Annotated in this window: 29 protein-coding genes, 1 tRNA gene and 1 pseudogene; 30 read left to right on the forward strand and 1 reads right to left on the reverse strand. The window is 42.5% G+C overall.

Going from position 1 to position 14,564, the window contains the following annotated elements:
• Window positions 1-105, forward strand: a pseudogene (locus tag D5269_RS18520) (IS5/IS1182 family transposase); the annotation flags it as partial.
• A 236-nt stretch (window positions 106-341) separates the two neighbouring features.
• Here the strand turns inward: D5269_RS18520 and D5269_RS06530 are convergent.
• Window positions 342-1,580, reverse strand: a complete 1,239-nt coding sequence (locus D5269_RS06530; protein ID WP_120484267.1) for a tyrosine-type recombinase/integrase — start codon at window positions 1,578-1,580, stop codon at window positions 342-344.
• Between the two features lie 125 nt (window positions 1,581-1,705).
• On the opposite strand from D5269_RS06530, the gene D5269_RS18525 reads away from it, so the two are divergent.
• From D5269_RS18525 to D5269_RS06675, 29 genes are all read left to right on the forward strand, one after another.
• A complete protein-coding gene (locus D5269_RS18525) occupies window positions 1,706-2,023 on the forward strand; it encodes a DUF6431 domain-containing protein (RefSeq protein ID WP_120484268.1) in 318 nt (105 codons plus the stop codon).
• A gap of 33 nt (window positions 2,024-2,056) precedes the next feature.
• Window positions 2,057-2,296, forward strand: coding sequence for a hypothetical protein (locus D5269_RS06540; RefSeq protein ID WP_120484269.1), 240 nt, complete (start codon window positions 2,057-2,059; stop codon window positions 2,294-2,296).
• A 95-nt stretch (window positions 2,297-2,391) separates the two neighbouring features.
• On the forward strand, window positions 2,392-2,643 hold the full coding sequence (locus D5269_RS06545) for a hypothetical protein (RefSeq protein ID WP_120484270.1): 252 nt from the start codon (window positions 2,392-2,394) through the stop codon (window positions 2,641-2,643).
• Entirely contained in the window at window positions 2,643-3,062 is a 420-nt protein-coding gene (locus D5269_RS06550) for a hypothetical protein (RefSeq protein WP_120484271.1), read from the forward strand. Before D5269_RS06545 ends, D5269_RS06550 begins: the two co-directional genes overlap by 1 nt.
• A 1-nt stretch (window position 3,063) precedes the next feature.
• Window positions 3,064-3,273 carry a DNA-directed RNA polymerase gene (locus D5269_RS06555; RefSeq protein WP_120484272.1) on the forward strand — a complete coding sequence of 70 codons (210 nt, stop codon included), beginning with the start codon at window positions 3,064-3,066 and terminating at the stop codon, window positions 3,271-3,273.
• Window positions 3,274-3,545: 272 nt separating this feature from the next.
• Window positions 3,546-3,776, forward strand: coding sequence for a beta-lactamase induction signal transducer protein (locus D5269_RS06560; RefSeq protein WP_120484273.1), 231 nt, complete (start codon window positions 3,546-3,548; stop codon window positions 3,774-3,776).
• Between the two features lie 50 nt (window positions 3,777-3,826).
• Window positions 3,827-4,216: a hypothetical protein gene (locus D5269_RS06565; protein ID WP_120484274.1), complete on the forward strand. Its 390-nt coding sequence runs from the start codon at window positions 3,827-3,829 to the stop codon at window positions 4,214-4,216.
• Between the two features lie 185 nt (window positions 4,217-4,401).
• Window positions 4,402-4,716, forward strand: coding sequence for a hypothetical protein (locus D5269_RS06570; protein ID WP_120484275.1), 315 nt, complete (start codon window positions 4,402-4,404; stop codon window positions 4,714-4,716).
• A gap of 63 nt (window positions 4,717-4,779) precedes the next feature.
• Window positions 4,780-5,139, forward strand: a complete 360-nt coding sequence (locus D5269_RS06575; RefSeq protein ID WP_120484276.1) for a hypothetical protein — start codon at window positions 4,780-4,782, stop codon at window positions 5,137-5,139.
• A 291-nt stretch (window positions 5,140-5,430) separates the two neighbouring features.
• Entirely contained in the window at window positions 5,431-5,646 is a 216-nt protein-coding gene (locus D5269_RS06580) for a CTP synthase (RefSeq protein WP_120484277.1), read from the forward strand.
• Window positions 5,647-5,745: 99 nt separating this feature from the next.
• A complete protein-coding gene (locus tag D5269_RS06585; RefSeq protein WP_120484278.1) occupies window positions 5,746-5,934 on the forward strand; it encodes a hypothetical protein in 189 nt (62 codons plus the stop codon).
• A 237-nt stretch (window positions 5,935-6,171) separates the two neighbouring features.
• Complete coding sequence (locus D5269_RS06590) at window positions 6,172-6,312, forward strand: hypothetical protein (RefSeq protein WP_158604885.1); 141 nt, start codon at window positions 6,172-6,174, stop codon at window positions 6,310-6,312.
• Between the two features lie 303 nt (window positions 6,313-6,615).
• Window positions 6,616-6,685 (forward strand) — tRNA-OTHER (locus D5269_RS06595).
• Between the two features lie 60 nt (window positions 6,686-6,745).
• Window positions 6,746-7,522 (forward strand): DUF6353 family protein, encoded by a 777-nt coding sequence (locus tag D5269_RS06600; RefSeq protein ID WP_120484279.1) that lies wholly within the window; start codon window positions 6,746-6,748, stop codon window positions 7,520-7,522.
• 46 nt (window positions 7,523-7,568) lie between these two features.
• Entirely contained in the window at window positions 7,569-7,739 is a 171-nt protein-coding gene (locus D5269_RS06605) for a hypothetical protein (RefSeq protein ID WP_166545148.1), read from the forward strand.
• A 35-nt stretch (window positions 7,740-7,774) separates the two neighbouring features.
• Window positions 7,775-8,080: a hypothetical protein gene (locus D5269_RS06610; protein ID WP_120484280.1), complete on the forward strand. Its 306-nt coding sequence runs from the start codon at window positions 7,775-7,777 to the stop codon at window positions 8,078-8,080.
• Window positions 8,081-8,109: 29 nt separating this feature from the next.
• The gene (locus D5269_RS06615; RefSeq protein ID WP_120484281.1) at window positions 8,110-8,658 is read left to right on the forward strand and encodes a DUF6273 domain-containing protein; all 549 of its coding nucleotides are present in this window, start codon (window positions 8,110-8,112) and stop codon (window positions 8,656-8,658) included.
• Window positions 8,659-8,737: 79 nt separating this feature from the next.
• Window positions 8,738-9,508 (forward strand): DUF6353 family protein, encoded by a 771-nt coding sequence (locus tag D5269_RS06620; RefSeq protein WP_120484282.1) that lies wholly within the window; start codon window positions 8,738-8,740, stop codon window positions 9,506-9,508.
• A gap of 67 nt (window positions 9,509-9,575) precedes the next feature.
• The gene (locus tag D5269_RS06625; protein WP_120484283.1) at window positions 9,576-9,836 is read left to right on the forward strand and encodes a hypothetical protein; all 261 of its coding nucleotides are present in this window, start codon (window positions 9,576-9,578) and stop codon (window positions 9,834-9,836) included.
• Between the two features lie 92 nt (window positions 9,837-9,928).
• On the forward strand, window positions 9,929-10,132 hold the full coding sequence (locus tag D5269_RS06630) for a hypothetical protein (protein WP_120484284.1): 204 nt from the start codon (window positions 9,929-9,931) through the stop codon (window positions 10,130-10,132).
• A complete protein-coding gene (locus D5269_RS06635) occupies window positions 10,133-10,753 on the forward strand; it encodes a hypothetical protein (RefSeq protein WP_120484285.1) in 621 nt (206 codons plus the stop codon).
• Between the two features lie 13 nt (window positions 10,754-10,766).
• Window positions 10,767-11,018 (forward strand): DUF3310 domain-containing protein, encoded by a 252-nt coding sequence (locus D5269_RS06640; protein WP_120484286.1) that lies wholly within the window; start codon window positions 10,767-10,769, stop codon window positions 11,016-11,018.
• A 2-nt stretch (window positions 11,019-11,020) separates the two neighbouring features.
• Window positions 11,021-11,986, forward strand: a complete 966-nt coding sequence (locus D5269_RS06645) for a DUF6353 family protein (protein WP_161909610.1) — start codon at window positions 11,021-11,023, stop codon at window positions 11,984-11,986.
• A gap of 118 nt (window positions 11,987-12,104) precedes the next feature.
• The gene (locus tag D5269_RS06650; protein WP_120484288.1) at window positions 12,105-12,656 is read left to right on the forward strand and encodes a cell wall hydrolase; all 552 of its coding nucleotides are present in this window, start codon (window positions 12,105-12,107) and stop codon (window positions 12,654-12,656) included.
• A gap of 119 nt (window positions 12,657-12,775) precedes the next feature.
• Window positions 12,776-12,955 (forward strand): histidine kinase, encoded by a 180-nt coding sequence (locus tag D5269_RS06655; RefSeq protein WP_161909609.1) that lies wholly within the window; start codon window positions 12,776-12,778, stop codon window positions 12,953-12,955.
• Window positions 12,948-13,547 carry a hypothetical protein gene (locus D5269_RS06660; RefSeq protein WP_161909617.1) on the forward strand — a complete coding sequence of 200 codons (600 nt, stop codon included), beginning with the start codon at window positions 12,948-12,950 and terminating at the stop codon, window positions 13,545-13,547. Before D5269_RS06655 ends, D5269_RS06660 begins: the two co-directional genes overlap by 8 nt.
• 38 nt (window positions 13,548-13,585) lie before the next feature.
• Window positions 13,586-14,095 carry a hypothetical protein gene (locus tag D5269_RS06665; protein WP_347707289.1) on the forward strand — a complete coding sequence of 170 codons (510 nt, stop codon included), beginning with the start codon at window positions 13,586-13,588 and terminating at the stop codon, window positions 14,093-14,095.
• 15 nt (window positions 14,096-14,110) lie between these two features.
• Window positions 14,111-14,323, forward strand: a complete 213-nt coding sequence (locus tag D5269_RS06670) for a methionyl-tRNA synthetase (protein WP_120484292.1) — start codon at window positions 14,111-14,113, stop codon at window positions 14,321-14,323.
• Entirely contained in the window at window positions 14,323-14,556 is a 234-nt protein-coding gene (locus D5269_RS06675; RefSeq protein ID WP_120484293.1) for a hypothetical protein, read from the forward strand. The genes D5269_RS06670 and D5269_RS06675 overlap by 1 nt, the downstream gene beginning before the upstream one ends.
• The last annotated feature ends 8 nt before the right edge of the window (window positions 14,557-14,564 follow it).

Consider the following 14,564-nt stretch of genomic DNA (forward strand, 5'->3'; position numbering starts at 1 on the left):
CGCCGTATCAAGCGATTTCGTCGCATTTTTACCCGCTATGACAAACTGGATATTATCTTTTTGGCTTTTGTTTTTTTTGCTCTCATTGTCGATGTGCTTATGTGAACACTACCTAGAAAATACCAGCGTATATTCCTCATGATATTTTGCAGTTTGTTTGAATTTCAGTATAGGCATTAGAATATATAAATAAAAACTTCCTAAGCTGACTACTTGCGAAAAAACCAGTAAAATCAATACTTTTAAAAGCGGTTAGAAGTGGTAAAAAGCAGGGAAATGTATGTAAATCATATATTATTCCTGCACCACTCCTATACCAACATTCCTACACAAAAGACATTCTATTTTATTTTTTCTATTTCCTCTCGCAGCCAGTCAAACTCTCTTGCTGTGTACACTTTTTCAGTGATGTCAGAAATCTTATGTCCGACCATATATTTGATGGCGTATTCATCGATGCCATATTTTTTTGCCATACTTACGAAATGTTTTCGTCCGTCATGTGGTCTATGGTCTGGATTCAACTTCAGCTCATCACGGATTCTTGTAAATCCCTTTTGATACCGGTTGTACGTGAACTTTATATTTTTCCGGTTTCTGTCCGGATCGGTGCAATTGAAAAGGAATTCGCTCCCCAGGGATTCTGCCTCTTTATATTTTCTGAGCACTAGCGACTGTATCTTTGAATGAATCGGAACAACCCTATCGGTACCGGCATCTGTTTTCATACCGCCTTTGAAAGTCCAATTCTCCAAATCAACATCTTCCAACCGTATCAATCCAAGTTCCTGCGGTCTCCATCCAGAATAGCATTGAATCAGGATTGCGTCAACATACCGTTTATCATCCACATGTTCCCAAAGCAATGCAATTTCTTCATCCGTAAACGGGATGTGTTCCTTTTTAACGGTCTGGATTTCTTTGATGGTTTCTTCCGTCAGATTGAAACTTCTGGAGTAGTTACGGTCAACAATCTCATATTCCAAAGCATAATCCAACATAAGGTTGAACAGAGATTTAATTTTATTTTTCATGGACGCACTAGGCCGCTGCTCTTTCCCCCTAACTACAGCTATTCCTTCTTCCATACAGCCTTTTACATGGCGCGCCCGAATGTCCATTACCCGCATATCGTAGACAGATGAGCAATAAGCCCAGGCAGAGGTAACGGCCCTCGCACTCGCATCGTTCTTCAGAGTCTTGAAATATTCTTCTGTCCATTTTTCATAGAGTTCTTTCGCTGTTATGGCTGGCTCTAAATCATACGGATTCTTGTTATATTCTACCAAAGCAGCATAGGCATCATTATAAGTGGGAAAGTATGACTCCGGTTTGAGTGGCTTACAAATAGGCCGTCCAGTCGGAGTTTTTCCAACTGTAACCATAGCTCGAAATGGATTTCGAAGATTTCTTCCTTTGATTTCACTTATCTGTCCGAATCCATTTGGCAGTCTTCTTCGCTTGTTGGATTTGCGAGGCTTTCTTGGTTTTATGTCTGGCTGCATCGGATAGCCACAATGAGGACAGTATGTTGCCTTATCGCTTACTTGCAGTTGGCATTCGGGACATTGCATCAGCATGGTGCGCTCACTCCTTTCTTGACAAATCTCAGAGTTTCTGTTGATTTGCCATTAGTAATCATATATCATAGTGTAGGAATTGTCAACTACTCCTACACTTATTTTTCACTCTGGAGGTGATGTATATGGTTACTCATGACGAATCAACCTGTCCTGATTGCGGCGGAGCGTTGAAATACTACGACAGCGTTCCAAGAATTGTACGAACAAAAAGGAGAAGTACAAGCTGGATTAAGGTTCGGAGATTACGCTGTATCAAATGTGGACATTTACATAGAGAGCTTCCAGATGATATTTTTCCGTACAAGCAGTATGAGGCGGAAATTATCCGAGGCGTGATAGAGGGACTTATTACTTGTGAGACGATTGGATATGAGGATTATCCTTGCGAGATGACGATGATTCGGTGGAAATCTTCGCAAAAATTACAACTGCTATTATGAAAGAATTGTTTATATTTCGAAAGGAGAATTATTATGTCAGAAGAAATTAAAACAACAGTAACGGAAGAAGAAGCTATGAAAGCACTTAGCGAGTTTGCAAATTCTTGCTATAATAAAGGCGCAAAAGACGTCCTTATTGGAGTAGGAATCGGAGCAGCTTTCTCGGCGCTGATTATATTCGGAATCGAAACTGTTGATCTGTGGAAAGACAAAATAAAACTTAAAAGAGAAATTAAAGCATTTGGAAAGTATGTAGACGAGATGGAGTCCTAACAAGGACTCTTTCTTTTTGCCGCCATACCACCGAGGTTGTTTTTACTAAAAGCGGTTCTTATCCTAGAATAGCCGTTGAAAGGAGGCAAGAGCCAATGGAAGAAATTATATTTGAGTCGGGTTCGGTGCCGGTGGTCGTCGCGGCCAGAGTGTACGGTAAGGATGCATCCTGGGTCAGAGCCGGAATCATATCCGGATGGCTTCCAATCGGAAAGGCCACTCGAAACGGCAAACTTGTAACCAACATTGAGGAGATGAATTCGAGGTACGGACGTATCAATTTCTATATCTCTCCGAAGCTCCTCTATGAAGAAACAGGCTATTTGTGGAAAGGAGAGAAACGCTAATGGGAACGACGATACGACCGGAGTTGTCCGAGAAGAATCCCTATTGGATTGAAAAACACCGGTATTATGAGTTGAAACATTTCTGTCTCCAGTATCCTATCTGGAAAAAAGCATACTTAGCCTTGAACGGGCTGGCTAAGAGACCGACAGATTTGGTTTTGTTTTCGAGTCAGCAGCATCTTGGTGATCCGACAGCAAAATGCGCTGAGGCGAGGATATTTTACTCCGACAGAATGGAATTGGTGAAACTGGTAGCCGAAGAAACCGATGCGGTACTTGGAAGTTATATTTTACAGGCTGTTACAAATGGCATCTCTTACGATTGTTTGAAAGCTAGATTAGATATTCCATGCTGTAAGGATGTCTATTACGACTTGTACAGACGATTCTTCTGGCTGCTAAACAAGGAGCGTGGTTGATATGAAGATTGTAGATGTTGCGGTGAAAAAAGTGTACCGATTCAACTGCCCGAATTGTCAAAGCCGGTTGGAAGCGGACAGTCAGGATTTGGAGGACATCGGCGGCAAAGTGATTAAATTCTTCTGCCCAGTCTGCCGGAAGGAACGTTATATTTCGTGGTCTGATTTGAGGAAGAAAATCGTCTATGAAGGTGAGGGTTCGCAGAAATAACAGCTCCTATTATGAAAGGAGAGTGATATTTTATGAAAATCAAAAATCCATACATAGCAGGGCTTATCCCTTGGATTGGCATCTGCATTATAGGGATTATCGGAACAGAATACCTTATCACAAGACTTTTAAAAGACTGAGCCAGCAATGGCTCTTTCTTTTTATTCTAGCTTAGAATTCCAGTACGCAGGTGACGGAAAAACATGGTATTTTGATATCTGAAAAATTCCCGGGTGGAAAAATTTGAAAAAACAATTTGAAAGGAGAACTCTATGGAACTTGTAATTATCCTTGTAATTATCTTTGCGATCGACATTGTAATTGCTTCAATTATAACCAAGATTATAACTAAACCTTTGGATATTGGCACTTTACGGATTGATACCTCTGACCCGGATGGACCATTTATGTTTCTGGAACTATCCAAGGATGTAGATACCGTAGCATCCAAGAAGTATGTAATTCTTAAAGTCAACCTCAAAAGTTATATTTCGCAGAAATAACAGTTCCTTTTATGGAAACTGATAAAACCGAGTGAAAGGAGAAAAACAAAATGGAAGAAATCCGCAACTTATTGGACGAGGAGATTAAAGCAGAAATCGAAGCATTATCTTCTATGCAATTCGGGAGCAAAGAACATTTGACAGCGACAGAAAATCTGGCAACGTTGTACAAGCTGAGGGTCGATGAGACTAAAACAGCACTGGACTTCGAGGAGAAATCAGAAAATCGTAAAAACGATGATGAGTTTAAGAAGAACCAGTTAGCTGAACAGGTCAAAGACCGATACTTCAGGCTTGGTACGGCAGCGGCCGAGTTAATATTGCCGTTGATGTTCTATGCAATCTGGATGCGCAGGGGATTTAAGTTCGAGGAAAGCGGAACATACACCTCAACAACATTCAGAGGATTATTTAACCGTTTTAGACCGACGAAGAAATAAGGAATTTGAGAGTTTCGGAACGAGAGGACGTGTGAAAAGCATGTCCTTTTCGTTTTTCTACGTGATTTTTACAGTCCCTATTATGGAATGGAGATGCAAAAGAGCTCTTTATCTCTTGACTTAATATAGAGAGTAACCGTACAATAATGCTGTTACTTTCGGATTATCAAGGAGGTAATGACTTTATGAGCCAAAAAATTATCAGACCCGAAGGTATGGAATTGGTAGAATACCTGAATAACGGGTATGCGATTTGCAACAAATGTGGGGCTGTAATGGACCGCAGAGAAGATCTAAACGGTGGATGTGATATTTACGCCTGCCCATCATGTGGATGGGAAGTGGATGAAATGGAATATGAGTACGAAGATGACGAAGAAGTAGAATGGACATCAAGCGTACATAAGAGTTTTGGAGGTGATATTCCACCGGCAGGATGCAGAGCCTGCGGAGGTCCATATCCGCATTGCAAAACGTCATGTAAACTATTTGACGATTAAAGAATTATCAACACAAGAGGGAGTCCTGACGAGGGCTCTTTCTTTTGCTTTTGGGAGGCTGGCATGAGATACCATTACAAAAAGCCTGCTATTTATCTTTCGATGTATGGTAAACTTTATATTTGTGAACATCCAGTTTATAACAGTTGCACTCTTTTTCAGATTAGTGATAAAGGATTAGCCGTCATTCAGCAACGATATGACTCAGAGACAAAGAGTACGTGGTGGAGTGAAGTTGACCCATGGCTGACAGATGATTTATATTTGCATCCGGGATTCAAGAAATACTTTGACGAACGAGCTGGAGAATGTAAAGATGGTCTCTACCCTACTGTTACCATCCGGCAGATTATGTGGGCGTTGAAGATGAAGCCAATTGCGAGAGAACGGTGGGAAACGGTCTTTGACAGACGTGATATTTAGACGCAAAATTTACAGCTCCTTTTATGGAAAATTATGCATTTATGAAAGGAGAAAAAAAGTGAGCAAAACAGAAAAGCATTTAAGCAGTAAGATACGCATATTTGAGGATATGCTGCTACGAAGTAAAAATGTCTATGAAATGGAAACACTCAGAAGTGAACTTGCAAAGATGCGTATATCATTACAGAAATTACAGTATGAGAGAGAGTCCTAACAAGGGCTCTTTCTTTTTGCGCTTAAAATACAACCCCCTTTATGAAAAACCAACGTTTGGAAAGGAGAAAAAGGAGTATGGACGAAATGAAAATCAACTCAAAATTCTTGAGGAACTTGATTGCCAAGTTTGTAAAAAGAGAGGTAAAGAAAAAAGCCGGATATGAAGTGGATATCCAGTTGAATGAATTCACCGCAACGGTTACAGACGGAACGGCTCATGTTCACTTGAATATAGATGCGGAATTGGGAAAAGATGAGCTTACAAAGCTCCTGGCAGCGATTGGTTTATAAAGAGTTGAGACTGTGGAAACACGGTCTCTTCGCTTTTACATACGCAAAATTTACAAGGGCTTTTATGAAAAAATAAACTAATTTCAGGAGGGTACAATTATGATGAGAGCATTAAAAGAATACAACGAAATGGTTATGAGACCGTCATGGAAATGGCTGAGGAGGCACTGGAAAGGATATTCGGTGTTACTGGTGATTTCGATGATTGTTCCGTACCTTTGGTTCTACTGGAGCGACATCACAGAGTACATCAAGAGTAGGTTTAAGAAAAACGAGGAGGAGTCCTAACAAGGGCTCTTTCTTTTTGCGCGATATTTACATTGCGTATTATGAAAGGATGGTGAAGAGTTATGACTTTATTAGGATGTGCACTGATTTTGATTGGGGTGTTAATTCTGATAAAAGGTAGAAACGATACCAACGATTAGCAAAAATGTAAAAAGGGAATGCGTTTAAACGGGTTCTCTTTTTTCTTCGCATAAAATACAACTTCTTTTATGAAAAAAATAGAAGGAGGATGAAAGTATGCTTACTATTATTTTATTGGTTACGGGGATTCTTATTTTGGGGACGCAGTTTAAAATCGTAAGAATGCTGAAACAAATTGGGAAAGAAATTAACCAGATCGAAGGATGGAACGGTATACCGAAAGAACACTATTTTTAACAGGAGTGGAGTCCTAACAAGGGCTCTTTCTTTTTGCGCGATATTTACATTGCGTATTATGAAAGGATGGTGTAACGATATGATATTATTTACGGTGTTATTGATTCTGTTACTGGTATTTAGTGTATGTGCTATTTTCACGATTGGAACATGTGGAATAGTATTTATACTGATGTTTGGTGATGTGATTATATGTATCGGTCTAATAGTTATCATTATTAGATACATTATCAAGCGAAGGAAGTGAGCCGCTAACAACGGCTCTTTTTCTTTTTACGCGAAATTTACAGGTTATATTATGGAGAGACAGTAGCTCAATTGGTAGAGCGCCACACACCCGTGGAAGTTATAGGTTCGAGTCCTATCTGCTTCTCTTAAGTTTGGAGTCGGCAACGGCTCTTTTATTTTTGCCAAAAATGAAAGGAGAAAACATATGGGCAAATTTACAATGGGGTTGCGACGATCATCCCCGACAATCCTAACTGCTTTAGGAATCGTCGGCGTTGTTGGTACGGCTGTAACGGCAGTACGAGCAACACCTAAAGCATTGCGGCTTATTAAAGCCAAGAAAGATGAGCTGGAAACGGATAAGCTTACACCTATGGAACTTGTACAGACGACTTGGCAATGTTATATTCCGTCAGTCTTGATAGGTATTGGCACCGTTACGTGTATTGTTGGTATTGGTGTAATGGACAAGCGCAATCAGGCGGCTTTGACGAGCGCATACGCTATGCTTAACGAATCCTACAAGCAGTACCAACAAGCAGCCAAAAAAGTTTATGGCGAAGATGCTGATAACAAAATCCATGCTGAAATAGCTAAAGAAACCTATATTTCGGCTGACGGGTTAGGTGTCTATTCGGCGGATATGGACTCGGAAAGCGAAAAAATTCTTTGTTATGACATGTTTTCCAAGAGATATTTTACTGCAACAATGGCCGCCATAGTGAACGCTCAGTATCATATAAATCGAAATCTTCAACTTCGAGGCTATACAACTATAAATGAGTTCTATGATTTCCTTGGTCTTGACGGAATCAAATACGGAGATGAAATAGCCTGGGCTATGGACGATCTTATGGAAGGTGGAATTATGTGGCTTGACTTTGAAAATCATCGCACTGTGATGGAAGACGGTTTGGAATGTTGTGTGATATCCGCTGTCTGGGACCCTAACAAATTTGATGGGAAATTGGATATTTCTTAGTTCGCAAAAATTGCAAGTTCTATTATGAAAAGGAGGTAATCGCTTTATGGCTACTAAGAGTAAATTGATTAAAGTTCTTGGTCTGGCGGCGACTTTTATAGGAGTGGCGGCAACGCTTGTAACCGATTGGGTCAACGAGCAGAAGATGGATGAAAAAATCGAAGAAAAAGTAAACGAAGCACTTGCCAAAAGAGATGACGAAATTGAGGAGTCCTAACAGGGACTCTTCTTTTCTGTTATAAGGGGAGAGCTATGTCTAAGTATGAACAGGTTATTTTGATTATTGAGGATTATATTTTCGATTTCACAGAACCACAACGAAGTTGGGATAAGCATTGGTTCAAGGAAGTTAGTTATCAACGATGGGCTGGAAACGAACTCTTGAATTGTATTCGCAAAAATCCGGAACAAGACCCAATTGATATCATTTCGGACTTCGCAACAAAGACACGAGAATTTTCTATGAAAGACCACGCTGATAAAAGAGACAGGCAGATATTTAATGTTGCCTATGAAATAGCAACAGACATCTTGGAAATTACAAGATGTTTGAAATAATTAGCCAAAATTGAAAGGAGAAAAAAATCATGAAGGTAGCAAGAAAGGTGCTGTTCAAGACAAACGAAATTTGTGTAGGAGATCAGATTACGGTGAGGCTGAGCGGCTTCGGAAAGTTTACGGCCACGGCTCAGAGAGTGACGGACAAGGGAATTCTTTTCCTGTTTGACGATGTTATCGCCCGGCATCCGATGAATGAGACCAACACCAATGAGGGCGGTTTCGACAAATCGGATATGTGCAGGTGGCTCCGCGAAACGGTTCTTCCGTCATTTCCGGAAAAGCTGAGAACCAAAATTCGTGAGATTACGCTTCCTACATACGGGGAGATTTTCGGTCACGACGATTTTTACGAAAACTTTGAGCCGGATAACGATGAGCAGTTCGAGCTTATGAAGCGGCGCGGAAACAGAGTCTGCGATTTTAAGGATGACTGGTGCTGGTGGTGGCTTCGCAATGCAACCAAGAGGAGCGTTTCTTCGGCTCATTTCGCCGATGTGAACGGCAGGGGCGATGCGTACTGCAACGTCGCTTCGAACTCTAGCGGGGTTCGTCCGGAGTTCTGGTTGGTTAAATAATCGCCGCCCCTTGTGGGCGGTTTTATATTTTAGAAAGGGGATGCGCTTATGTGCGACCAGATTCGAAAGGAGAACATCGATGGACAAAAAAACAATAGCGGCAGCTATCCGAAACATGCGAACTGCCGTGAAAAAACACAGTCCGGAAATTCTAACCGGTATCGGGATTGCCGGGATGATTACAACAACCGTGATGGCGGTCCGGGCTACACCAAAAGCTCTAATTCTCATTGAAGAAAGGAAGGACGAGCTGGAGGTAAACGATCTCACACCGAAAGAAACCGTTCAGGCTGCGTGGGCTTGTTACATTCCAACGGCTGTTATCGGAACTGTTTCAATAGCCTGTTTAATCGGAGCCAGTTCAGTAAATATACGGCGCAGAGCGGCGCTTGCTACGGCTTATACACTTTCGGAATCGGCTTTGAAAGAGTATCAGGAAAAAGTGGTGGAAACCATCGGAGAGAAAAAAGAACAGGGAATCCGGGATGCGGTTGCTAAGGATAAAATCGAGAAGAATCCGGTAAGCAATCGTGAGGTGGTTATTCTTGAGCGTGGAAACACTCTCTGCTTCGATACTGTGTCCGGGCGATATTTTAAGTCCGATATCGAGAAGATAAAGAAGGCTGTCAATGAGCTTAACTTACGGATGCGGGATGAGATGTATATTTCTCTGAACGAGTTCTATTACGAAATCGGTTTGAACGGGACTTCCATCGGAGATGAACTCGGCTGGAACATTGACCAAGGGTATATTGATGTGTCATTCAGCTCGCAATTGGCTGACGACGGAACGCCTTGCCTTGTAATTGAGTATCACATCGCTCCGAGATACGATTTCAGCAACGGTTAATGCGCGAAAAAAACAATGTCTTTAATGGAGTAATCCACATTATTTCATAAACGAAAGGAGAACAATTATGGAACCTAACGAAGTTATGGCAAACGAGGAACTTATCGAAACTACAACGGAGGAAGTTGTTGAAGCGAGTTCTCGCTGCGGCTGTAAGGTGGCGGCTGGTTTCGGTTTGGGCATCCTTGCAGGTATGGCAATCTGCAAGCTGGCTAAACCGGTAATGGCCAAAATCAAAGCACGGAGAGAGGCAAAGCGTATGGAGTCCGACGTGGTGGTAGATGTCGATGTCGAGGTTGCCGAAACCGATGAAGAATCAGAAAAATAAAAATCTGCGTGTATGATATTTGGTGGATCATGCGAGGGAGAGTATCTGAAACAAGGTGCTTTCCCTTTTTCCTTTTTGCAGGAGGTGTTTTTATGAACCAGTATGCATATGATGGACCGGTTATGGAGTTTGAAAACTGTGTCGCGCATCGTTGGAAATCGACCACCTATGCCGTGTCTGAGAAAAAAGCAAGGAGTAATCTTGTGTATCAATTTAAAAAGCAGCACAACAGACTTCCGAATACGAGAATTACGTTACCTGGGAAGCTGATTGCGGCTGGTGAAAGGAGAAAGTAAATGGAAGAATACAAGCCGAATTCTCATAAATCCAAAGAAGAACAGCGAGAATCCGATGCTTTACCTGAGAAAAAAGTAGGGAAAGTAATCACCGGCTCTGCCAAATCAAAAAAGAAAGGTGAAATGCAGAAGTTTGCCGATGTCTTTATTTCCGAGGATGTCGGGAATGTCAAATCCTATATCATTATGGAGGTTTTGGTACCTGCGGTAAAGAAAGCAATCTCAGATATTGTGACGAACGGAATTGACATGATTCTTTACGGTGAAACAGGACGTACCAAGAAAAACTCGACAGCATCCAAGGTATCTTACGGAAAATTCTATGACCGGGATTCTGACCGGAGGAGGGATTATCGTTCAGCGGGGACGAGGGGCGGGTATGATTACGACGACATTATATTTGAAACCCGTGGGGACGCTGAGTCAGTTCTCGATGCTATGAACGACATTATCAGCCAGTATGGAGTGGTCAGCGTTGGCGATTTGTATGATTTGGCTGATGTATCAACAAACAACTATGCCGTGAATAAGTACGGCTGGACAGATATCAGCGGATGCAAGCCCGTTCGGGTAAGAGACGGTTATATTCTTAAGCTGCCTAAAGCGCTTCCGCTGAATTAGGGAGGGATTTGCCATGTATGAATCAAGGGACAAAATGGTATCCCATCCCGATCACTACCAGTCAGAAACAGGGTTGGAAGTAATCGAGGCAATAGAAGCTTTTACGTTCGACCTCAAGGGTATTGAAGCGGTGGATACCGGTAACATCATCAAATATGCGTGCCGTTGGAAGAAAAAGAACGGAATCCAGGATTTGGAGAAAATCATGTGGTACACGCAGCATCTTATTGACCATCTCAAAAATTTGGAAAAGGAGAACAATTAACCATGAAAAAAGAAGAAATCATGACGAAGGTAAGCGGAACTTTCAATAAAGTCGGCTTTCAGTTGAAAAAACACAGCCCGGAGATTCTCATTGTGGCAGGTATCGTCGGAACGGTAGCGAGTACGGTTATGGCGTGCCGGGCAACAACGAAGGTCGGAAAAATCATCGACAAGACGAAGAACGATGTGGACGAGATTCACGATGCGACAGAAAAGGGAGTCACCAAGGCTGGCGAAGACTACTCCATTGAGGATTCCAAGAAAGACCTGTCTGTTGTTTATCTTCAGACCGGAGTTAAACTCGCCAAGCTGTATGCTCCCGCTGTGGCTCTTGGCGCGTTATCTATCACCAGCATTTTGGCATCGAACAATATTCTTCGGAAAAGGAATGTCGCTCTGGCTGCGGCTTATGCAACTGTGGATAAGAGTTTCAAGGAATATCGGAAACGGGTTATTGAGCGCTTCGGCAAGGAGATCGACCGGGAGCTTAAATACAATATCAAAGCGGAGAAGGTAAGCGAGACCGTTATCGATGAGGAAACCGGCAAAGAAAAGAAAGTGAAGAAAACCGCTTTCGTTGTCAACCCGTCCGATGTAAGCGGATACGCCCGATTCTTTGAGAAGTACACGATGGACGAAGACGGAAACAGCGTCCTGAACCCTCACTGGGAAAGCAACAACGAGTACAATCTGATGTTCCTGAAAGCACAGGAAAAGTACGCCAACGATTTGCTCAGGGCAAAGAAACGCCTTTTCTTGAACGATGTTTACGACATGCTGGGGCTGCCTCCGACAAAAGCCGGTCAGGTTGTTGGATGGGTTTATGATGCAGAGCATCCTATCGGCGACAACTATGTTGACTTCGGTTTGTATGCGGACAATCTGAGTTATTCCGATTTTGCGAATGGTTTTGAGCCGGCCATTCTTTTGGATTTCAACGTGGACGGAAACATCTGGGAACTGATGTGACTGACGGATGGATTGGATAGCGTTGGCACAGGGAATCCCTATCGGGATATGGCAGACTGCCCTTGGCTCGGTTCAAAAGACTGGCGGAGGGCAGCCGGATATTTTTAAGGAGACGTACATGAAAAAAATAACTGTAATAGCTTCAGCTTTTTCTTTGTGCGTGATTCTGATATTTTCAATCACTACGCACTCTGCCGGAAGTGAAATCTCTGCTGATTCACAGGCAATAGAAATCACTCCGGTATCTATGCCGGTGGTTACTTATATTCCGATAGAGGATATTTCAGAGTCAAGCGCAGAAGAAATTGCAGAGGAAGAACTTTTATCAGAGGAAGATATTTCGCTGATAGCATTGGTAACGATGGCAGAGGCAGAAGGAGAATGCGAAAAAGGAAAGCGATTGGTAATCGACACCATACTCAATCGCATGGATTCGGAGCATTTTCCCGATACGGTTTACGATGTTATCTATCAACCATATCAGTTTTCCTCAATGTGGAACGGACGTGTAGACCGCTGCGAGGTGAGGGATGATATTTGTCAGCTTGTCAAAGAAGAACTGGAAGTTCGGACAAACTACGATGTTATATTCTTTACCGCTGGCTGTTACAGCGATTACGGCGTTCCCATGTTCCAAGTAGAACACCACTATTTTTCAAGTTATGAATGAAAGGAGATTAACCTTATGAATGGCTTTTTAACATTGGTATCTTACACGCTGGCTGCTATGGCCGGAATCTGTTTTGTCGGCGGTCTTGCCGTGTTATCCGGCGGAAAGGAGCAGTAATCATGGATGGAATCGGGAATCTGATATCCATGCTCGATTATGTGCTGGATACAAAAAGGAAAAGACATATTACCGGCGGTATCTTACTGAGTGTATCCTTACTCTTCGGAGGACTGGCTCTTACGGTAATGACTATAAAGAACGAGGAGGATGAAGAAGAGGAGGATGAAGAAAATGAATAAAGCAGCGGGCTTTGTGATGTTTGTTTTAGGCGCGGCTGTTGGTTCCGTAGTGACCTGGCAATACACCAAGAAAAAATATGAGCAGATTGCCCAGGAGGAAATTGATTCGGTAAAGGAGATATTCTCCAGACGGGAATCGGCTGCGGATGTTGAGATTGTCACTCCTGAGCCGCAGACAGCAAAGGTTGGTAAGCCGGAAGAAAAACCGGATATTTCCGAATACGCTGCAAGGTTGGAACGGGAAGGATATACTAACTACTCGAACGCAAGCGCCGGAGAGAAAAAAGAGGAGCAGGAAGCGATGGAGATGAAACCCTATGTAATCTCACCGGATGAATTTGGCGAGTTTGAGGATTATGAACGAATCAGCCTCAGTTACTATGCAGACCAGATTCTGGCAGATGAAGACGATGAAAAAGTAGAAGATGTGGATAATGTTGTAGGTCTGGAATCTTTGACCCACTTTGGGGAGTTTGAAGACGATTCAGTCTTTGTCAGAAATGACAGGCTGAAATGCGACTACGAAATTCTTCTGGATCAGAGGACTTATTCAGACGTTATTAAGCAGAGGCCGCATCAGACGGAGGTATGATGACAAGGAGCGAGCTGAATAGCGAATACTTCGATTGGATGTGTCAGCTCGTATGCAACCGCCGGTATACCAGAGGTCTGTCCTATCAGAAACTTTTACGGTTCCTCCATAACGTGGATTTTAATTACACGATTGAAATGGATGGAAACCGAGAAGAAGATGGGATAGATCTCCGGTACCGGTTTGGCTACGAGAATTCATACGAAAACGCCATGATTTCAAGCTACTTGGATAATAGTCCTTGTAGTGTTTTAGAAATGATGATTGCTCTCGCTATTCGTTGTGAAGAACATATCATGGACGACCCGGATATCGGGAATCGTACCGGGCAATGGTTCTGGGGTATGATTGAGAATCTCGGTTTACGGAAAATGACAGATGCAAGATTCGATGAGGATTATGCAGACGAGATTATTCAGAGATTCTTAGACCGAAGATACAAGCGAAATGGGGAGGGTGGCCTGTTTACGGTGGAACACTGCCGACGGGATTTGAGAACGGTAGAAATCTGGTATCAGATGTGCTGGTACTTAGACGAAATCGTATAGTTTTGGAGGTTTCGTATGACTCACAACGAAGTATATAAATGGTTTGAACTATATTTTCCGCTTTATGCGGGTGAGAATGCTGCCACATGGTTTCCAAACGGTAAAAACAGCATCCGAGTCCGGCAGACCAATGGCGCTGAATTTATATTTACCTATGGTGGCAAAGACGACTGGCGGTTTGAAACCGCTAAAAGTTTTATCAAAGGCATGAAAGGAGGAAAAGGCTGATGTGCGAGATGCTTGGTTATATTTTTGGAAGTTTACGGTCATCGGAAACGGCAATCAAGGGAATCCGTGTCACTCTTAAGCATCAGAGCAGGTTCAACCGCAATGTCGGACTTTGGGCCTGCGCCATGACCGCTTATGTAGTTATGACGGAATTGGACCGCCGGGAACAGAATAAAAAAATAAAGGAACTCAGGAATGAGATTGAGGAATTAAAGCGCTCGGAAGGAGAGTAAAAAATGCG

The organism is Anaerotruncus sp. 1XD42-93, assembly GCF_009917605.1.
Classification (GTDB): domain Bacteria; phylum Bacillota; class Clostridia; order Oscillospirales; family Ruminococcaceae; genus Anaerotruncus.